Source organism: Chryseobacterium sp. RR2-3-20 (assembly GCF_017808115.1).
Classification (GTDB): Bacteria; Bacteroidota; Bacteroidia; order Flavobacteriales; family Weeksellaceae; genus Chryseobacterium; species Chryseobacterium oryzae.
In genome coordinates, this window is sequence record NZ_JADQBD010000002.1 from 32,125 (window position 1) to 53,139 (window position 21,015).

At 34.2% G+C, this 21,015-nt stretch carries 20 protein-coding genes; 15 read left to right on the top strand and 5 right to left on the bottom strand.

The annotated features are described in order from the left end of the window. The first annotated feature begins 4 nt into the window (after window positions 1-4). The 9 genes from IV513_RS00770 (at window position 5) to IV513_RS00810 (ending at window position 7,979) form a co-directional block, all read left to right on the top strand. Window positions 5-859, top strand: a complete 855-nt coding sequence (locus IV513_RS00770; protein WP_209388609.1) for a YoaK family protein — start codon at window positions 5-7, stop codon at window positions 857-859. A 183-nt stretch (window positions 860-1,042) separates the two neighbouring features. Next, window positions 1,043-2,821, top strand: coding sequence for a DNA mismatch repair endonuclease MutL (mutL, locus tag IV513_RS00775; protein WP_209388610.1), 1,779 nt, complete (start codon window positions 1,043-1,045; stop codon window positions 2,819-2,821). 5 nt (window positions 2,822-2,826) lie between these two features. Next, on the top strand, window positions 2,827-3,597 hold the full coding sequence (locus IV513_RS00780) for a rhomboid family intramembrane serine protease (protein WP_209388611.1): 771 nt from the start codon (window positions 2,827-2,829) through the stop codon (window positions 3,595-3,597). Window positions 3,598-3,603: 6 nt separating this feature from the next. After that, a complete protein-coding gene (locus IV513_RS00785) occupies window positions 3,604-4,593 on the top strand; it encodes an endonuclease/exonuclease/phosphatase family protein (RefSeq protein WP_209388612.1) in 990 nt (329 codons plus the stop codon). Window positions 4,594-4,722: 129 nt separating this feature from the next. Further along, window positions 4,723-5,049: a hypothetical protein gene (locus IV513_RS00790; RefSeq protein ID WP_209388613.1), complete on the top strand. Its 327-nt coding sequence runs from the start codon at window positions 4,723-4,725 to the stop codon at window positions 5,047-5,049. A gap of 25 nt (window positions 5,050-5,074) precedes the next feature. Then, window positions 5,075-5,482 carry a hypothetical protein gene (locus IV513_RS00795; RefSeq protein WP_209388614.1) on the top strand — a complete coding sequence of 136 codons (408 nt, stop codon included), beginning with the start codon at window positions 5,075-5,077 and terminating at the stop codon, window positions 5,480-5,482. 274 nt (window positions 5,483-5,756) lie between these two features. Continuing rightward, window positions 5,757-6,317, top strand: a complete 561-nt coding sequence (locus tag IV513_RS00800) for an RNA polymerase sigma factor (RefSeq protein WP_209388615.1) — start codon at window positions 5,757-5,759, stop codon at window positions 6,315-6,317. Beyond that, complete coding sequence (locus IV513_RS00805) at window positions 6,304-6,909, top strand: hypothetical protein (RefSeq protein WP_209388616.1); 606 nt, start codon at window positions 6,304-6,306, stop codon at window positions 6,907-6,909. Before IV513_RS00800 ends, IV513_RS00805 begins: the two co-directional genes overlap by 14 nt. 32 nt (window positions 6,910-6,941) lie before the next feature. Beyond that, window positions 6,942-7,979 (top strand): outer membrane beta-barrel protein, encoded by a 1,038-nt coding sequence (locus IV513_RS00810; RefSeq protein WP_209388617.1) that lies wholly within the window; start codon window positions 6,942-6,944, stop codon window positions 7,977-7,979. Between the two features lie 146 nt (window positions 7,980-8,125). Here IV513_RS00810 and fumC read toward each other — a convergent pair whose 3' ends face one another. Continuing rightward, a complete protein-coding gene (gene fumC, locus IV513_RS00815; protein ID WP_209388618.1) occupies window positions 8,126-9,520 on the bottom strand; it encodes a class II fumarate hydratase in 1,395 nt (464 codons plus the stop codon). Window positions 9,521-9,657: 137 nt separating this feature from the next. Between fumC and IV513_RS00820 the strand changes: the two genes are divergently transcribed. From IV513_RS00820 to IV513_RS00845, 6 genes are all read left to right on the top strand, one after another. Next, on the top strand, window positions 9,658-11,265 hold the full coding sequence (locus tag IV513_RS00820) for a fumarate hydratase (RefSeq protein ID WP_209388619.1): 1,608 nt from the start codon (window positions 9,658-9,660) through the stop codon (window positions 11,263-11,265). A gap of 97 nt (window positions 11,266-11,362) precedes the next feature. Further along, the gene (locus tag IV513_RS00825; protein ID WP_209388620.1) at window positions 11,363-11,647 is read left to right on the top strand and encodes a hypothetical protein; all 285 of its coding nucleotides are present in this window, start codon (window positions 11,363-11,365) and stop codon (window positions 11,645-11,647) included. Window positions 11,648-11,950: 303 nt separating this feature from the next. Beyond that, window positions 11,951-14,788, top strand: coding sequence for an alpha-amylase family glycosyl hydrolase (locus IV513_RS00830; RefSeq protein WP_209388621.1), 2,838 nt, complete (start codon window positions 11,951-11,953; stop codon window positions 14,786-14,788). A gap of 105 nt (window positions 14,789-14,893) precedes the next feature. After that, window positions 14,894-15,979, top strand: a complete 1,086-nt coding sequence (gene prfA, locus IV513_RS00835) for a peptide chain release factor 1 (protein WP_209388622.1) — start codon at window positions 14,894-14,896, stop codon at window positions 15,977-15,979. Window positions 15,980-16,163: 184 nt separating this feature from the next. Beyond that, window positions 16,164-16,922: a type III pantothenate kinase gene (locus tag IV513_RS00840; protein ID WP_209388623.1), complete on the top strand. Its 759-nt coding sequence runs from the start codon at window positions 16,164-16,166 to the stop codon at window positions 16,920-16,922. Window positions 16,923-16,993: 71 nt separating this feature from the next. After that, entirely contained in the window at window positions 16,994-18,145 is a 1,152-nt protein-coding gene (locus IV513_RS00845; protein WP_209388624.1) for a hypothetical protein, read from the top strand. Between the two features lie 28 nt (window positions 18,146-18,173). Here the strand turns inward: IV513_RS00845 and IV513_RS00850 are convergent, their stop codons facing one another. The 4 genes from IV513_RS00850 to IV513_RS00865 all read right to left on the bottom strand — a co-directional run bounded on the left by IV513_RS00850 (window position 18,174) and on the right by IV513_RS00865 (window position 20,970). Next, window positions 18,174-18,605: a nucleoside deaminase gene (locus IV513_RS00850; protein WP_209388625.1), complete on the bottom strand. Its 432-nt coding sequence runs from the start codon at window positions 18,603-18,605 to the stop codon at window positions 18,174-18,176. A gap of 59 nt (window positions 18,606-18,664) precedes the next feature. Then, the gene (locus IV513_RS00855) at window positions 18,665-19,216 is read right to left on the bottom strand and encodes a hypothetical protein (RefSeq protein WP_209388626.1); all 552 of its coding nucleotides are present in this window, start codon (window positions 19,214-19,216) and stop codon (window positions 18,665-18,667) included. Window positions 19,217-19,372: 156 nt separating this feature from the next. Next, window positions 19,373-19,999: an energy transducer TonB gene (locus tag IV513_RS00860; RefSeq protein WP_245168820.1), complete on the bottom strand. Its 627-nt coding sequence runs from the start codon at window positions 19,997-19,999 to the stop codon at window positions 19,373-19,375. A gap of 50 nt (window positions 20,000-20,049) precedes the next feature. Continuing rightward, window positions 20,050-20,970: a YafY family protein gene (locus tag IV513_RS00865; RefSeq protein ID WP_209388627.1), complete on the bottom strand. Its 921-nt coding sequence runs from the start codon at window positions 20,968-20,970 to the stop codon at window positions 20,050-20,052. Window positions 20,971-21,015: the final 45 nt, after the last annotated feature.

Sequence of the window (21,015 nt, forward strand, 5' to 3'; positions counted from 1 at the left end):
CATCATGTTAAGAAATTATAGTAACAGCAGAACGTTGGGAGACAACATTAGACTGGGAACGCTGACTGCTTTTACAGCAGGAACTATAAATATAGCATCTCTCCTTATTTTTTTATCTTTTACCTCCAATGTAACCGGTCATTACGCTGTTTTTGCCGCAGAAATAAGCAAAGGCAACTGGACTCAGGTTGCAATAGTGGGTGCATGGATTTTTCTTTTCTTTTTCGGAAGTTTTACGGCAAATTTTTCGGTAATTAATTTTAACAAGAAAAGTAAATATTTTGCCCATGCATTCCCTTTGGTACTGGAGATTGTGTGTCTTTTATCTGTCGGAATTTACGGTCAATTTTATTATCAGAAAACCATCGAAGAAGCACAGGTAATGGTTGCACTAATGCTTTTTGCAACAGGTCTTCAGAATGGTTTAACAGCAAGTATTTCTAATTTCTTAGTAAAAACAACCCATTTAACAGGAACTACAACCGATTTGGGCATTTTAACATCTATGTTTACTCAAAAGAAATACCGTAAAAATCCGGAACTTATTGCAAGAGCAAAGTTACTTTCCAGTATTATGATTTCTTATGTTTTGGGAGCTATTTTTTCTGGACTTACCTATTATTATCTCGAATTTCGGGTTTTCTATGTCATCAGTACATGTCTTCTCGTAGTTATCGGGTACGATTTTTATAAAATTCATTTAAGACATTTTTATACGAATTACAGATATTCCAAAATATATAACAAACCAAATTTCATGGCATTTATATACGATAAAATACACGGCACCGAAGAAGAAACAGTAAAAGAAAAAAGACCGGAAAAATCTAAACTCGTTTTGGAAGAGAAAATGATGTAAATAATTTTTCAAACACAAGCATAATCATAGTTTACTTAGTTTTGGCTCTCATTAAATTAAAACGTAATGAGAGCTTTTTCATGGATGAAACCAATCTCTCAAAGAAACTTAATTTTTAATTCATTCTTTAATTATTTTAAATCTTATTTGCTTTACCTATTTTTGTAAGTTCATTATTCATCTATGTCAGACATCATTCAGCTTTTACCCGATCATGTAGCCAACCAAATTGCAGCAGGTGAGGTCGTACAACGCCCTGCATCTATTGTGAAAGAACTTTTGGAAAACTCTATTGATGCGGGAGCTACAAAAATTGAACTGATTATTCGTGATGCCGGAAAAAACCTTATTCAGGTTGTGGATGACGGAAAAGGGATGTCCGAAACCGATGCAAGAATGGCTTTCGAAAGACACGCCACATCTAAAATAAAAGGAACCGAAGATATTTTTAAAATTGCTACCAAAGGTTTTCGCGGAGAAGCCTTGGCTTCGATTGCTGCTGTTGCTCAGGTTGAATTAAAAACTAAACGCCCCGATTCTCCTTTGGGAACCAATATTTACATTGAAGGTGGTGTATTTCAGTTTCAGGAGCCTGTACAGACTGCGGAAGGATCTAATTTTTTAGTTAAAAATCTATTTTACAATGTTCCGGCAAGAAGAAAATTTCTTAAAAATAACAATATAGAATTTCGTCATATTATTGATGAATTTCAAAGAGTTGCTCTGGCTCATGAAAATTTAGAATTTTCTTTATTTCACGATGACGAGCCTGTTTTCCGATTGAGAAAAGGGACTCAAATGCAGAGAATTGTAGATATTTTCGGAAGAAAACTTCAGCCTCAGCTTATTCCCATTAAAGAAGATATTGTTTGGTGCCAACTTCATGGGTTTGTTGCCAAACCAGAAGGTGCAAAAAAAACACGAGGGGAACAGTTTCTTTTTGTGAATGGACGGTATTTTAAAAGCCCATATTTCAACAAAGCAGTTCAGGAAGCCTTTGAAGGATTACTGATGCCCGGTTACATTCCTACATTTTTTCTTTTTCTGGAATTAGATCCTGAGAAAATAGATGTGAATATTCATCCTCAGAAAACAGAAGTAAAGTTTGAAGATGAGCATCTTATTTTTGCGTTGTTGAGATCTACCATCAAGCGGTCTTTAGGAATTTACAATATCGCTCCCAGTCTCGATTTTGAAAGAGATCCGCATCTGGATGAAATTATGCAGAAAAGTTTTCCCAGTAAGAGTAATTCTGCAAGTTTTAAAATGCCGGAAATTATTGTAGACCGAGATTACAATCCTTTTTTGGAGGAAAAACCGGCAACAAAGACCGAAATTCATCATCTTACGGAGATGTATCATCAAAATATTGCTCCGGAACCTTCAAAAATCAACCTTTTTGAAGAAGAGGATTTTGATGAGGATCTTATGAGACTTCCGAACGGATATTGGCTTTTCAACAAAGGCGACCGTACGCTGATGCTGGATTTGGGAAGAATGCACAGACTTGTGGTTTCCGAAAGCAACAAATCTGCAAAAAAAGGAAGTACAAACAGCCAATCTCTCTTGTTTTCTTTAGAATACCACATGAATGAGATCGAAAAGAACAAGTATAAATCCATCAAAAAATATCTTCCCGAACTTGGTTTTGAAATGACCATTGCCCACGAAAATGTTTTAAGAATAGATGCCGTTCCCGAAGGTTTGAAAGAATCTCAGGTAATGAAATTCTTAGAAAATCTTTTCGAAATTTTAGAATATCGTACCGAAGAAGATTTCTTGCCGTTTTACCAAAACCAATGGAACAAAATGCAGAGTAAATCCAGATTCGATTTTATTTACAAAATAGATGCGGAACAACTCATTAAAGACTTTTCGGCTTTGGGTTTCCCAGAATTTTTACCAACGGGCAAAAGATGCTATTTTGAAGTTCCTTTTAATGATTTTAAAAATAAATTTTAAGTAAAATGTTTAATAATATACCGCCAATTACAAGAAATTTAATTATTATAAACATTATAGTTTATATTATTTCTAATTTTTTCCTGTATGCACTCAATAATCCCCAACTGTATAATTTGCTGTCTGCATTTTATCCTTTTTCGCCGAATTTCAAATCTTGGCAGATTATCACTCACATGTTTATGCATGCTCCACTTGAGGGAGGTGTTGGTATAATGCATATTCTTTTCAATATGTTTACACTTTACAGTTTCGGTCCTATTCTAGAACAGTCTTTAGGAGATAAAAAATATCTAATTCTCTATTTTTTGAGTGGATTGGGAGCTTTTTTTCTGTTTAATTTATGGAATTTTATTGAAATTCAACAAATTTCAAACAGTCTTCAAGCGTTAGGCGTAGATGTTACTGAAATTTACAGACAGGCAGATGTAAATTATGCCGGAAACATTCTTTTAAATAATAAAACTCCTGAAATTTTTGATCTTTCTAAAAAACTTTTAATAGATCTTAAATCGCCCATGCTTGGTGCTTCCGGAGCAATTTTCGGCATTATTGCCGCATTTGCAACACTTTATCCTGAAGCCAGAATCGGCATTATGTTTATCCCTATTCCTGTAAAAGTAAAATATGTGCTTCCTGTGGTGGTTATTGGATCTATTTACTTAGGAATTACCGGAAATGGTGGTGGTGTAGCTCATTTAGCCCACGTTGGAGGAGCCATTGTAGGATATATTCTCGCAATACTCTGGAAAAAACATTTATATCGATTTAACTAAATTACTGTGAAATTATTCCGCTCTATTCTTTTAGTTGTTCATTTCGCATTGTTCTTTCTGCTTTGCGGAGTTTTACTGAATGCATACATTCCGCCAAAAGTTTTTTGGGGTTTTAGTTTTCTTTCTTTAGGTTTTCCTTTGATGATGATTCTATATGTAATTATCACTTTCTTCTGGATTTTCAGCTGGAAAAAAAGAGCATTTCTCTTTATGTTTGCAGGTCTTTTCTTTCTGAATCCTACAAAAAGATGGTTGAACTATTCATCCGAAAAAAAAGAAACACCAAATCTTAAAATTGTAACCTTCAATGTAAAATCTGGAAAATGGGGAAAAAATGAAATTCAGAATTACATTAATGCACAAAAAGCAGATCTTGTTTTCCTTCAGGAATCCGGACCAGACTACGAATTGGATCATCTGAAAGCAGAAGAAACTCTACAAATTATTTGTTTTTATTCAAAATACAAAATTCTTGAGAGAAAAGATATTTTCAAACCGCTTACAGAAAAAGACGTCACTTCCCAATGTGAGCAGATAGATATTGAAATAAGAGGTAAAATATACAGAGTTTTCAACGTTCATCTTCAGTCATTCGGAGTTGTAAAAGATATGGTAAAACTAGACGGAAATGGTAATGAAGACGAGAAAAAAATGAAAGATCTGGTTAAAAAACTGATTCCGACATTTAAAGTTCATCAGGAGGAAATACAGCTCATCAGAAAAAGTGTAGAAGAATCTCCTTATCCGGTAATTGTGGCAGGAGATTTCAATGCAGTACCCAATTCTTACGAGTATTACCAAATGTCTAAAGTGTTGAAAGACGCATTCTTCGAAACAGGAAAAGGGAGCGGAACCAGCTTTCACGATTTTAAATATCCTTTGAGAATAGATTATATTTTTACTTCGGAAACTATAAAACCTATTCATTACAGTGTTGATCATTCTGCTCATCTTTCGGATCATTTTCCTGTAATTGCCAGTTTTAAAATAGACTGATTGTTCTTTTTACAGCTTCTTTTTTAATTCTGAACATGCAAAAAATTTATTATTTTAAATACTGTATGTCCTATTTTTATTAATTTAGTTTTTAAAATAATTCTCTAGAATTGTCCATTGAAATCTATAATGAAAAGATTATTTATTATTTTATTTTCTGTACTATTACTTCATGAATGCTCGAAGAGATTGCCTGCAACTGAAGCTAACGAAACAATTTCTCAGCCTCATTATGATACTATGGCAGTAGATTCTTTTTCTAATGGTGCTGTTTCTGTAGATGTGGCAAGACAGATAAGAATGTCTTCGCAGAAATATAAAGATTCTGTTAAACAGGCTCTTAAAGTTCAGCAGGAAGAAAAACGCATCAAAGATGAAGTGGATAAAGAAAAAAAGAAGACAGAAGAAGAAAAAAATAAAAACACAGAAAAACCGTTGAAAGAGTCTAATCAATAAAAAACATTATAAAAAAATTCTTATTATGAAAAAACACATTTTAGCAGCTTTTGCTGTTGCAGCAATGCTTGTATCTTGTAAAGAGTCTAGTTCTAAAACAGAAACAGTAGAAAATAAAGATGGTTCTGTTGTAACGACGACAACTACAGAAACAACCACAGGTCTTGTAGATTCTTCTAAAGTAAATGAGGCAAAAAACAAAATTCAAAACTCTATTGATAATGCTGGAGAAAAAATTGATAATACTACGCAAAAAGCAAAAGAAGATATTAATTCTGCAGCAAAAGATATGAAAAACGATGCCCATAAAGTGGGACAAGATATTAAAAAAGGAGCTCAGGATGTAAGCAGAGATGTAAAAGACGCCACAGCTAAAGGAGCCCAGAAAGTGGAAGACGGAGCAAGAAAGCTTAAAGAAGATTTAAAAAAATAATCAAAGCCGCAGTTTATCTGCGGTTTTTTGTTTCTCCTGTTTAAAATTTCATCATTAAATTTCAAAACCTGAAATTTTCTTGAATTGTATTTGAATTATTTTCATTGTTCTCTATTTTCTCGCTATCATAAATTTAGCCATCAATTCACTAAAAAACATTCATTTTTAAAAGCCTGAAATACAGCGTTTTAAAAATTTATTTAAAATTTTCTCATTTCTTGTGTAACCAATTATAATTTTCGCTGTCTTTAGTATAGAAAACAGCATACAAACCATGAAGCTTTCGTTTGGAAATAAAAAAGAAAATTTACTGATCGGGATTAAAAAAAATGATCCTGCAGCTCAGAAAATATTCTACGATCAGAATGTAAAAAAATTTCTGAGTGTAGCACGAAGCTATATCAGTGATCTTTACCAGGCAGAAGACTGTGTAATAAAAGCATTCTGTAAGATTTTTAAACATATCGAAAGTTTTAGAGGAGAAGGAAATTTCGATGGATGGGCAAGAAGAATTGTAGTAAACGAATGTCTTAATTTCATTAAAAGCCATAAAACAGTTTTTTATTTGGATGATGTTCACGCTTCTGTTTTAGAAGTAATTACAGATGAGCAGATTGTATTCGATTTTAATGCGCAGGAATTGATAGACCAGCTTCCGGATTCTTATAAAATGGTTTTTAACCTCTATGTATTAGAAGAATATTCTCATCAGGAAATTGCTGAAACCCTGAATATTAGTACTGCAGTAAGCAAAACGCAACTCTTCAGAGCTAAAGAAAAACTGAGAAAGATTTACTTTCAACAACAAAAAACACTGAAAAATGAATTCATTTAAGCATAATTTAGATTGTGAGATAAAAAAGCAGATTTCCGAGAGAGAAATTAGTCCTTCGAGAGATTTGTGGGAAGAAATACAGATTCAGACGCAAAATAACCCTTCCAAAAAACATCACTGGAACCGCGTTTTGCTTGCTGCATGTTTTGTTTTGATCTGTGGTTTGGGTGCTTTTCTTTTCATCAATAATAAAAACGAACCTCCTGTACAAATAACAAAAACAGAAGAAGATTTTCCTAAAAAAGAAGAAATTGTTCAGCCTGAAAAAATAAATTCTGATAAAGACTCCTCAAAACCTATTCAGGAAAGATTGGTGCAAGGTGAAAATGCTGATTCAGAAAAACAAATTGAAAAATACTCGCCGATTAAAACCAATCTTCCGCTAATGAAAGAAAATCCTTCGGAAATTGCTGCACAGATTATTCAAACTCCACAGGAAAGAATTATGGCAAAATCGGATTCTGTAAAAATACCGAAGAAAAAGAGATATGTAGATCCTTCTACCCTGCTTTTTTCGGTAGAAAATAAAGAAGCTATCGAGAAAACCAAAGGCGGAAGCAACGTTGCCCAAATAGACCTCAACGAAAGATAATTCAAATTTAAACTTTAAAAAAATTAATAAAAATGATTAAGAAATTTATCATCACAGGAATGCTGTGCCTTGTTACGATTTCTGCAAACGCACAGAAAAAAGCATTAAGATTAAACCTTCAACCCAAAGAAGACACCACGGTAAGCCCTATTGTAAAGGAAAAAGTTGAAGAATATGCAGTAAAAATTAACGGAATTATTCAGGAAGAAAAAAAGCTCATGGAAAGTGAATTATCAACTTTACAAGCTAAAAATCTGGATAAAGCTGAATTCAACAAACAGAAAGCCCAGATTGCAGATCAGTATTCTCAAAAAATAGATTCTAAAATTGAAGCAATAGGTTTTGATTTGGATCAGGTTATCCAAAAACAGGTAAGATATTCCCTTTTAAATTCTGACGTAACTTCAAACGAAGAATTGAAAGCTCAATTATTAAAGAAATATAAACCTGTTAAAAATCTTGAAGGCTATTTTTCTTACGCAATTATGACACTTACCAACGATAAGTCAGATAATGATTTGGATAAAAATCTTGGATATGCCAATAATCTTGAATTTGGTCTGAAATTTAATTACCAATTTGGCAGAACAAGCCCTTGGGGATTAATTTCCGGAATAGGATTTTCCTGGAGAACGGTAAGACCAGACAACAATATGGTTTTTGCAAAACAGGATGCCGATGTTTTTTTAGCTAAGTTTGATGGAAGCCTTAGTAAAAGCAAACTGAGAACAGGTTACATCATGGTTCCTCTTGGTTTACAGTATAATTTCTCTAAACTGAAAAATGCAGGAATGGATATCCAGTACAGACCTTATTCAGACGGATTCCGAGTGGGCGCCAACGTATATGGAGGGATAAAAATGTCTACCAACAATATTGTAAAAGGAGATGACAGAAATTTGCGTGACCGCTCGAACTATCAGGTAAATCCTTTTGTATATGGTGCACAATTTACCGTTTCATATAATAATGTAAGCCTTTTTGTGAAAAAAGATTTCAGCAATTTCTTTAAAGATTCTTATTTTGAAAATGATAAAGCTTTAGTCTTTGGCGTCGCTCTTGGCTGGTAAAATTAAATAATTGATAAAAACATGACAAAATAACCGAAAACTCTCTTTGGTATGAGAATTGAATTATACCAATCAACATTCACATTAACAAACAAAACACTCCTCAGAAAATTCTGCGGAGTGTTTTGTTTTGATGAGTTTTAATTTTATTTCAGACTTCCCACCATATCTTCAGGTTTTACCCATTCGTCAAACTGTTCAGCAGTTAATAAACCAAGATTTATAGCTTCCTCTTTTAAAGTAGTTCCATTTTTATGAGCCGTTTTGGCAATTTTGGCAGCATTTTCGTACCCAATATGCGTATTCAAAGCGGTAACCAACATCAAAGATTTATCAACCAATTCTTTAATTCTTTCACGATTTGGCTCAATTCCCACAGCACAATGCTCATTAAACGAAATACATGCATCAGCTATTAACTGGGCAGATTGTAAAAAATTATACGCCATTACGGGTTTAAAGACATTCAGTTCATAATTTCCCTGAGTTCCTGCAAATGAAATTGTGGTATCATTCCCTAAAACCTGTGCGCAAACCATTGTCATTGCTTCATTTTGGGTAGGATTTACTTTTCCCGGCATAATCGAAGATCCCGGTTCATTTTCCGGAATATGAATTTCCCCGATTCCAGACCGTGGCCCTGAAGCCAATAATCTAATATCCTGAGCAATTTTGTACAAAGAAACTGCTAATTGTTTTAAAGCTCCGTGAGATTCTACAATCGCATCGTGAGCAGCCAAAGCTTCAAACTTATTTTCTGCGGTTACAAACGGAAGATTGGTGAATTTTGAAATATATTCCGCCACTTTTACATCATACCCTTTTGGAGTATTTAAACCGGTTCCTACTGCCGTTCCTCCCAACGCAAGCTCCGAAAGATGGGGCAGGGTATTTTTTAAAGCTTTAATTCCGAAATTCAATTGCGCAACATAACCCGAAAATTCCTGTCCCAAAGTAAGCGGAGTGGCATCCATTAAATGCGTTCTCCCGATCTTAACAATATCCTTAAAAGCTTCTGCTTTTTCGTTCAACGTGTTTTTTAGTTTTTCAACAGCGGGAATTGTGGTTTCTACTACTTTCTTATAGGCCGCAATATGCATTGCCGTTGGGTAAGTATCGTTAGAAGACTGGGATTTGTTCACATCATCATTCGGGTGTACCTCTGTTTTCTCGCCCAGCTTTCCACCATTATTTACATGGGATTTATTGGCAATAACCTCATTCACATTCATATTAGATTGTGTTCCCGAACCGGTTTGCCAGATGACCAAAGGGAATTGATCATTTAGTTTTCCTTCTAAAATTTCTTCGCAAACTTTGGCAATCATATCCCTTTTTTCAGCAGAAAGAACGCCCAATTCTGTATTGGTAAAGGCTGCCGCTTTTTTAAGGTAAGCAAAAGCTTCAATAATTTCGTGTGGCATCGAACCTTCAGGTCCTATTTTAAAATTGTTTCTAGATCGCTCTGTCTGTGCACCCCAAAATTTATCGGCAGGCACTTTTACTTCGCCCATGGTGTCTTTTTCTATTCTGTAATTCATTTTATTATTTTTAAGAATTATTGACATAAAGTTATTTAAATTCATTACAAATAACAAGTAAATAAGATGATTATCGTCAGATTTGAATAATATTTTTGCGGGTCTGAGTAAATTTACAATCTTATTAAAATCTAAAAATGGAATTTAAATATCAGGATCCGTATCCGATTCTTAAAGATGATACGGTTTACAAAAAACTAACTTCAGATTACGTAAAAGTTGAAAAATTAGGAGAAAGAGAAATTTTAACCATAGACCCGAAAGGTCTTGAGCTTTTGGCAGAAGAAGCCATGGCAGATGTTTCTTTTATGCTTCGTTCCTCGCACTTAGAAAGCTTAAGAAGAATCATTGATGATCCGGAAGCGACTGATAATGATAGATTTGTGGCGTATAATTTACTGCAAAATGCTGCAGTTGCCGTAGAAGGAGCTTTACCTTCTTGCCAAGATACCGGAACGGCAATTGTAATGGGAAAAAAAGGCGAAAATGTTTACACAGGGGTTGATGATGGCGAATATCTGAGCAAAGGAATTTACAATACTTATCAAAAAAGAAATTTAAGATATTCTCAGGTAGTCCCTTTAACGATGTTTGATGAAAAAAATTCTGGTTCTAATCTTCCTGCTCAGATTGATATTTATGCTAAAAAAGGAGATTATTATGAATTTTTATTCTTGACGAAAGGTGGCGGTTCTGCCAATAAAACTTTTCTTTATCAAAAAACAAAATCTTTACTGAACGAAAAATCTTTGGAAGCTTTTGTAAAAGAAAGAATTTCAGATTTGGGAACAGCGGCTTGTCCGCCATATCACTTGGCTTTGGTAATTGGCGGAACTTCGGCAGAAGCTAATTTGGCGGCAGTAAAAAAAGCATCGGCGAAATATTACGACAATCTTCCAACAGAAGGCAATGAAGCCGGACAGGCATTCAGAGATTTGGAATGGGAAGCAAAAGTTCAGAAAATTTGCCAGGAAAGTGAGATCGGAGCTCAGTTTGGCGGAAAATACCTTACGCACGATGTGAGAGTAATCAGGCTTCCTCGTCACGCAGCTTCTTGTCCGGTTGGGATGGGTGTTTCCTGTTCAGCCGACAGAAATATTAAAGGAAAAATTACCAAAGACGGTATTTTCTTAGAGCAACTGGAACAAGATCCGAAAAGATTTTTACCTGCAACACCACCACATTTGGAAGAAGCTGTAGAAATTGATCTGAATAAACCAATGCCGAAGATTTTAGCTGAACTTTCAAAATATCCTATTAAAACAAGGCTTAAATTAAACGGAACTTTAATTGTAGCAAGAGATATTGCCCATGCAAAGATTAAAGAACTCTTAGACAGCGGAAAACCGATGCCTGAATATTTCAAAAATCATCCAATTTATTACGCAGGACCTGCAAAAACTCCCGAAGGAATGGCTTCTGGAAGCTTTGGTCCCACAACCGCAGGAAGAATGGATGTCTATGTTGATGAATTTCAAAAAAATGGCGGAAGTATGGTGATGTTGGCGAAAGGAAACCGAACAGCCGATGTTACCAATGCCTGTGCAAAATACGGAGGGTTCTACCTTGGTTCAATTGGTGGTCCTGCTGCGATTTTAGCTAAAGACAACATTCTGTCTGTTGAGGTTGTAGATTTCCCGGAATTAGGAATGGAAGCAGTGAGAAAAATTGAGGTCAAAGATTTCCCTGCATTTATTATTACCGATGATAAAGGCAACGATTTTTTTGCAGATTTAGCTCATTAATTAGTTTAAATTTAAAATAAATAGTAAAAATCAGCTTTTATCTTTTGTTTGAAAAAGAAAAATGTTATATTTTTGCCCTAATCTTTAAGAAAATAAAATGATTTTATCAGCATTTTGGCCGTTTTATCAGTTCCTTTGGACCGTATATTTTATAATCATGTTCCTAGTAGGTTTCTGGTGTATCTTTATGTTTTTCGGATTGGTCATCCCAATGTGGTTAACAGAAGGTTTAAAAGAGTATTTTGGAAAAGTAAAACCTTTTGATCCTGAGCAAATTAGAAGCAAGCTTCTTACTGAGCAGGAAGGTGTAGAAGTACTTTACAGTGCTCCGAAAGGTCATGGTCCTTTCTTACACGATGATCACAGTCACGGACATCATTAATTGATTGTCATTGCTTTCTCACATGAATTCCGAGAAAGTGATATCAAAGCAAAACAACATATATTAAACCACTGATTTATCGGTGGTTTTTCTTTTTTTAAGAATTTTTTTTCGCATTTCGAGAGGTTCCATTATATTAAATCAAACCTTATTTACAATTAGACGTTTAATTATAAGGAAATTTTATTATGCATGGGAGTTTTTACATGCACTATTTTCAAAATACTATTTACTGAATAACAATATCAAAAAAAAACTAACAGAACTACATTATTTGTTTTATTTTTAAAGAAAAATATTAATATGAAAAAACTATATTCATTGTTTTTGATGTTTATTACTGCGTTCTTTTTTGGGCAAATAAGCTATACAATTTCGCCAAATCCCTTTAATGAAACCGATCAGATTACCTTATCAGTTCCGGGAAATCAGATTGACGAAACTGGTTGGGGAGTTGCCAATAATGCCATTTACATTTGGTCGTGGTCATTAGATCAAAATTATGCAAACAGTCAGGACTGTCCTACAAACGGAAGCTGGACAAATTCCAATGAATTAAATAAACTGGTTTACAATGCAGGAACCGATACTTATTCTTTGACTTTTACTCCAACAACCTTTTACGGACGTACAGGAATTGGAAGATTCGGTTTTTTACTAAAAACGAAAACAGGAAATCACCAAACTTCGCCAGATATTTTTGTGAATGTAGGAACATTAAATTTAAATTTAACCAATCCTGCTGCGAATAGTTTGACATCAGTTCCAACGGGAAATGCTATTAATATCACCGCTACAACCAATATTAATGCAACTTTTCAGTTAAAAGCGAACGGAGCTGTTATCAATTCAACTTCAACCCCATCAAGTTCTTACAGCTATAGTTATACGGTTGTAGCAGACGCAAATATGGAGTTGATTGCAACTGCCAATTCTACGGTGAAAAGCTCGACTTTCATTTTGCAAGTTCCGAGAAATGTGGTTTCACAAGCGATTCCAAGCTGGATCAGACAGGGAATCAATTATAATCCTACAGACAATACAAAAGTTGGTCTGGCTTTATATGCACCTTTCAAAAGTTTCGTTCATGTGATCGGAAGTTTCAATAGCTGGACGGTGAATGATACTTATTTAATGAAAAGAGACACCACAAATCCGGATTTATATTGGATTGAACTCAGTGGATTGACCCCTCAGCAATTATATACTTTCCAGTACAGAACCAATGATCTGAGAAAAGTTGCAGACCCGTATTCACCGCAGATTTTATCATCTTATGATGATCCCACGATTTCTGCAACTACTTATCCGGGATTACCCGCTTTTCCCGCAGGACAAGGCTTTGAAGTTTCCATGTTTAAAACTGGAGAAACTCCTTACAATTGGCAGGTTACCAACTTCGCAAGACCAAGTAAAGACAATTTAATTGTCTATGAATTATTGTTAAGAGATTTCACGCAGGAAAAAAACTGGCAGTCTTTAATTAATAAAATCAATTATCTTAAAGATTTAAAAATCAATGCCATTGAATTGATGCCGATCATGGAATTTGAAGGAAATAATTCTTGGGGTTATAATACGTCATTCCATTATGCTTTAGATAAAGCTTATGGAACACCACAGAAATTCAAAGAATTTGTTGACCTGTGTCATCAAAACGGAATTGCTGTAATTTTGGATGTTGCATTCAATCATGCGACAGGAAGATCTCCTTTGGTAAGACTTTGGAATGTTGATCCGGATGGTGACGGTTATGGCGATGTTGCTGCAAATAATCCGTATTTTAATACTGTTCCAAAGCACTCTTATAATGTTTTTAATGACTTTAACCACACAAGTTCAGCTACAAAATATTATGTTGAAAGAACTTTACAACAATGGTTAACCGAATATAAAATTGACGGTTTCCGTTGGGATTTAACAAAAGGATTTACTCAAAACTGTACTGCGACCGATGAAACTTGTACCAATGCTTATCAACAAGACAGAGTAGATATTCTGAAAGGTTATGCAGACAAACAATGGACTCTTGATCCTACTTCATACATGATTTTCGAACATTTGGGAACCGATGCAGAAGAGCAGCAATGGGCAAACTACAGAGTTGCAGAAGGAAAAGGTGTAATGCTTTGGAATAATCAGACCGGTGCTTACAACCAAAATACGATGGGTTATAGTCAAAACAGTAATTTTGACAGAATGGATCATGAACTTCACGGCTTTACCAATATGCACGGAGTTGGTTATGGTGAAAGTCATGATGAAGAAAGATTGATGTTTAAAAATCTTGCTTATGGTGCTGTAAACGGAACTTACAACGTTACCAATCTGAATACGTCATTAGAAAGGATGAAAACTTTCGGAGCAACATTCTTTACAATTCCTGGTCCGAAAATGATTTGGCAGTTTGGTGAATTAGGATATGAATTCAGTATCAACAGATGTCCGGACGGAACCATTAATAACAATTGCCGTACAGACGAAAAGCCGGTTGCGTTCACTCTAGGTTATGATACCAATACCAACAGAAAAGCAGTTTACAACACTTGGGCACAGATTATTAACATCAGAAATGCACATCCTGTTTTCAAATCAAAAACATATACCGTAGAGTCTAATAACTTAACGAACGATCCGAATGGTTTGATCACAAGAATTTATATTAATGATCCTTTACTGACAACAGGAGTGAAAAATGTAGTTGTTTTGGCAAATTATGATACTTCGGCTAAAAACGTGGTTCCATATTTCCCTTTTGCTGGTCAATGGCAAAATTTAATGGATAATACTGCGTTTAATGTGACATCAACTACAACTCCGATCACGCTTCAACCCGGAGAATTCAGAATCTACGGAAATCCGTTTACTACTTTGTCTACTGCTGAAGAAAATTTAGATAAAAGATTATCACTTCAGATTGCAGATAATCCTGTGAAAAATGGTTTGGCTAAATTGATTTATTATAAAGCTAAAAATGGGGAAATCGCTATCTACGACATGAGCGGAAAGAAAATGGATTCATTTAAACTAAAAAATGAAGACGGAACTTACGAATTAAGAACAAATTATCCTGCAGGAACTTATCTTGTTCATCTGAAAACAGATAACGGAGTTGCCATTCAGAAAATGATTGTTCAGTAAGGTTTAAATTATTTTAAAATCATATCAATATTTTACAAAAGCTCATGAAAATGAGCTTTTTTTATTAATCATCAAATCCGTATCTTTGCATACTAAATTTTTAATATGTCTAAGTCATTAATTCCAAAATTAGAAGCGATTAAACAAAGATATAATGAGGTTGCAGACCTTATTATACAGCCAGACGTAATTTCGGATCAGAAAAAATATTCTTCACTCAATAAAGAATACAGCGATTTAGGAAAAATTGTACACGTTTACAATCAATATAAAGGTGCTTTAGATAATATCGCAGAATCTGAGGAAATCATTGCAGATGGTTCAGATAGAGACTTGGTCGATATGGCTAAAGAAGAAAAAGTAGAAGCTCAGGCAAAACTTCCGGGTTTAGAAGAAGAATTGAAAGTTCTTTTGATTCCTAAAGATCCTACTGATGACAAAAATGTTATTGTAGAACTGCGTGCAGGAACCGGCGGAGACGAAGCAGCAATATTTGTTGAAGATATCTACAGAATGTACTCTATGTACTTTAAAGCCAAAGGATGGAGACATGAAGTAACAGATTCCAATGAAGCGGCAAAAGGCTATAAAGAACTCATTATGAAAGTTGAAGGCGAAGGCGTATACGGAATCATGAAATTCGAATCTGGAGTTCACCGTGTGCAGCGTGTTCCTGAAACAGAATCTCAGGGAAGAGTACACACTTCGGCAATTACGATTGCCGTACTTCCGGAAGCTGAAGAAGTGGATGTAGAAATTAACCCTGCAGATATAGAAATGCAGACCTCACGTTCGGGAGGTGCAGGAGGACAAAACGTGAACAAGGTAGAAACCAAAGTTCAGCTTACCCATAAACCTTCAGGATTAGTAGTTGTTTGTCAGCAAGCCCGTTCTCAGTTGGCTAACCGTGAGTTGGCAATGGAAATGCTACGAGCTAAGTTATACGACATCAAACTACAGGAAGTTCAGGGTGATATTGCGGCACAGAGAAAAACGATGGTTTCTACGGGAGACCGTTCTGCCAAAATTAAAACGTACAATTATCCTCAGGGAAGAGTTACCGATCACAGAATCAACAAGTCTATGTACAATCTCGATGCTTACATGAATGGTGATATCGCAGAAATGATAGATGCCGTAATCATGGCAGAAAATGCCGAAAAAATGAAAGGCGAAGAAGATAATTATTAAATTTCTATATATATTAAAGCTCTTGAAAATCAGGAGCTTTATTCTTTTTAAATAATCAACAGTAATTTTTACAGGAAGCAAATTTCACTTTCTTTTTTTAATATTTTGATGTTTTTAAATCATTTAACAATAAAGAAAAGTGTTTTTTCTAAAATTATTAAATTTACTGCCGAAAAATCCTTTAATGAATTCAATTGTAATCAACGTTGGTAACAGCAATATCAGATTTGGTCTTTTTGATAATGATAATTGCGATATTTCCTGGGTAATTAATACAAAACCGTATCGTACTGCAGACGAACTGTATGTTCAGATTTTAATGCTCTACCAAACTTACAAAGTAGATCCCGAAAAGATTGAAAAAGTAATTATGGGTTCCGTGGTTCCTCAGTTAACAAAAATAATGAGTTCTGCGATAAGAAAAATCCACGGTAAAGATCCTGTTATTGTAGACCGCACCACATTTTCTGGAGTTCAAGCAAAATCTAAACAGATGGGAACCGATATTTATGCCAATCTCGTTGCAGCTCACAACCTTTATCCCAACAGAAAAAAAATTGTCTTAGATTTTGGTACTGCACTTACCGCAAGCTGTGTTGCAGAAAATGGTGAAACTTTGGGAGTAATTATTGCTCCGGGAATTATTACTTCTCTTAATTCTCTCATCAGCCAAACCGCACAACTTCCTGAAATTGAATTAGTAAAACCAAAATCTGTATTAGGTTTAGATACCGTAACCTGTATGCAGAGCGGAATGGTATACGGATTTTTAGGTATGGTTGAAGGCTTTATAGACCGCATTAATGACGAGGTGAATGATGATTGCTTTGTAATCGCAACGGGAGGCGTTTCTCACGTTTATAAACCGCTTACAGATAAAATTCATATTGCGGCCCGCCTTCATACGTTGAAAGGGCTTTATTTCTTAGGTAAAGATTTGTAATTTTTTCACTTTATATATTTCTTGGTTTTATAAAATTCAAAATAGTAAGTATTGCCATTTTTCTGTTTAGCATGATTGCTTTTTCACAGAAAAAGGAATTAAAACCATTTACCGAATTTCTGAAAAATAAAAATCTTCCGACTGCTAAAGAATATATTTTAGACCAATATAAAACTAAAGATATTGTAATTATTTCAGAACGGGATCACAGAGATATTACACAATACGAATTGTACACAGAGGTAATTAGAGATCCTAAATTTACAGGAAATGTTTACACAGAGGTTGGAAGCTGGAACAATTATAAGAAAATCAACAGTTTTTTATTAAACGCTAAACTTTCGGATAAAGAAAGAGAGCAAGAACTTTTATCTATTTTCAGGGATTTAGATTATACTGTACTTTGGGAAAAATACAATTATTATTTCCTTCTGAATACTATTTTTCTGGCAAATAAAACCAGAGAAGACAAAAACAAAATTCTTTTATTTCCGTTAGATTTAGAATTCGATTGGAAAAATATAGAATGTAATTCTCAATACAAAATGTTTGATGATTATGCTGAAAATTCTACCATAGACCGCAATATCATCATGGGAAAAAATTTTATCCGTTTTTTTGAATATGCCAAAACAAGAAACCCTGAAAGGAAAAAAGATTTGGTTATCGAGAATACTTATCACGGGTACATCCGAATCCCAAAATTTCTTCCCTTGCCCAATCAACCGGATATCTACAGTACAGCAGAATATATTTATAAAACTTATCCCCAAATAACAACCAATATTTACATCAATTATTTCACTCAAGACTTTCATAACGCACTTAGCAATAATGGGATTTTTGATGCCGCATTTCAATCTGTAGGAAAAGATAATGTAGGTTTTGACCTAAAAAATTCTCCTTTCGGAAACGCTCCTTTTGATCTCTATAATTTCGGTGGCGATTATGAAAAAGTAAAATTTGATTATATTTTCGATGGTATGGTTTTCTATAAGCCAGTATCTGAAATGAAATTTGTACTTGGTATTCCTAATGTTTATCCCACAACATTAGAAAAACAGTTTTATGAAAGAAAAGCAATAACAGACGGAATTTCTTACAGCGAAAGCCTACAACAAAATAAAGAACTGCTAAAAGAAATAAATTCAAAAAAGGAATCTAAACTGCCAGATTCTATCATTCATAAAATAAATTTGCAGATAAATTATTGGCTGAAATAACTTTGTTGAATTTCAAAACGCTGAAAATTCATCTTTTTCCTTTGAAAAACTCTTTTACAATTGCCGAGCATTCATTTTCTAAAATACCGGTAACGATTTCTGTTTTCGGGTGAAGCTGAAGATTTTTATTCATAAATCCTCGTTTTTCATCTCTCGCACCAATCACAACTTTTGAAATTTGGGACCAAGATAACGCCCCAGAACACATTACACAAGGTTCTAAAGTAACGTATAAAGTACAGTTTACAAGATATTTTCCGCCTAAAAAGTTGGCAGCAGAAGTTATCGCCTGCATTTCTGCATGAGCTGTAACATCGGTAAGAGTTTCTGTAAGATTATGAGATCGTGCAATGACACGGTTGTTAGAAACCACTATACAGCCCACAGGAACCTCATCTTTCTCAAGGGCAGTTTCTGCCTCCTGCAAAGCCATTTTCATAAAATATTCGTCGGTAAACATAAAAAATAAAGCTTAGTACAAAACTAAGCTTTTCATTATTATTTCAGTAATAGCAAAAATTAAAAACGGTAACCTACTCCGCCCATTATTTTTCCGGTAACTTCTTCAAAATGATAATTGCTGCGGTCTCCAAATCTCCTTGCAATTCCTCCACTGGCTTCAATTACCAGATTATTTCTTAAAACCCACTTTCCTCCTACTCCAAAACCAACGCCTACTGTAGTAAGATTATTTTTGGTAACATGAGTCGAAGTGTAAAACCCTGTAATATTATCATATTGGTAATGATAATCATCGTAAGAATTTGTAGTTACAGGAATAAAACCTTCAAGAAAAAAACCTGAAGCATATTTTTTACCAAAATATATTCTGTAATATGCAGAAAACTGAGTAAATCTGTCCTCTTTTCTATCAAGATGTACCATTGCGTTTACCCCGATCCCTTTATTCTCCGAAATCAGTCTTTCGTAGGAAACATTTGCCAAAGGAATTGCTACAAGCAAAACAGGATCTGCAACGATGTCGTTCTTTCTTTGGTTTTCGCTAATGTCTTTTGTTTGCGCAGAGCATAATCCGGCGGTAAGGAATAATCCTAAAAGGATTTTTTTCATATATAAATAATTATAGTTTTTATTTGTTTTTAAGTTTTAAATGAGATTTTCAAAAAAATACAATTTAAATCTTATTGAATTCCAATATATTATTGATGAATCTCATCTTAGAAATTCGGGTCAAATATAAAAAATAAAACACTACATAATGAAAAATTATTCAAAATTAATAGACAAAGGAAACCTGAATCTGGATCTTACAGGAACGCCATTAATTTGACCAGGAATAAATGTTCCCGATAAAGAATAAAGTGCAATTTCTGCCTGCCTGTTGAATGTAAAATTTTCTCCTTCGGCTTTTACATCACTAACTTTTCCGTCCTTTTCTACCACAAAAGCAACAACCGTTTTAAGTGTCGTACTTTCGGAATAAACACCATCACTGTAAAATAAATCTACTACTTCTTTTCTTAAAGAATTAATACCTCCCGGATAATCTGCTGTTTTTTCTACAATTACGGTAGTTATTTCGTTGCTTTGTTTTACAGAATTTTGAGGATAATCATTAATTTTTTTGAGATCTTCCAAATTTTTTACTTTCAGAAGTGCTCCTACAAGAGCTACATTCTCTATACTGTCCATCTTTTTCATAAAAAACCTAAAGTCATTCTTTACGGCTTGTTTAGAGACAGAAGCGGATTCTTTGTCGAACTTTTTACGAAATTCGTTACTGAGCATTCGGCGATGCTGATTATAGTAATTTTTAATCATTCTGAATTCTTCATTTTGTTGAGAAAAGCAGAATGACGAGAGAAACAGGAGAAATAAAACAATTTTTTTCAAAAAAAATATCTTTGTAAGGGTAAATATACTCAAAAAGAATTTTGCTGTAACTATTGGTCTGTATAAGCTTTCAAAGATTCGGATAAATTATTTTTTATTTGCTCTATTAAAGTTTCAGGCTCCAATACTTTTGCTTCTTTACCGTAAGATAAAATTTCCTGCATAAAATCGTATGTTGGGTGAAGAAAAAATTCAAAATAAATATGTTCCTGAGTTTCCTTAATCTCTTTTTGGGATTGATGCAAAGGAAAACTTCTAATGTATTCTCCCTGATGTCTGCTGCATTGCAAAACAATTTTCTGAGGATTTTGTTCTACAAGGTTCATCACTCCAAAAGCATTCTTGAAATGGTCTCTTAAATTGTATTCATACTTTTCTCTGAAATTCTGAGAACCTACCGTAAGATAATTAATCCTGTCTAACCCAAACGATTTCAAAAGCTGATCTTTGGTATCTACAGCGATGAGATACCACCGGTCTTTAGATTCTTTAAGTGCCAAAGGATGAACTTTTCTTGAAGTCATTTTTTTATTTTTAAAATTGTAATGCTCGAAAAGAAGAATTCTTTTATTTCGGATAGCAAAAAATAGATCATAAAAATTCTCTATTCCCGTAGCTTTTCTGCTTTCAAAAAAGATAAAATCGGCAAAATCGGGATGTACATTCAGTGCATTGCTTATCTGGAAAGACTCTAATAGCTTTTGGTTGTACCCATCCACTTCCATTATAGGACGACTTTCTATATAATATCTGTTATCTCTTCTCTTTTTATTATGAATGGAAAGACTGAAAAGATCTGATATTTCCCGAATATCTCTCTGAAGAGTCCGCATCGAATAACTTTTTATACCCGCATCCTGAAACTCAAAAGAATTAAGCAAATATTCCTCTATCTGCGAATAAGTAGATGGTGTAGCTTCAAGCTTTTTAATGATGAGTGCATATCTTGTGAGGTAAAAATCTTTCTTCATTACAAAAAGTTTCTTCAACAAAGATAAATTCTAAAAGCGACAAAA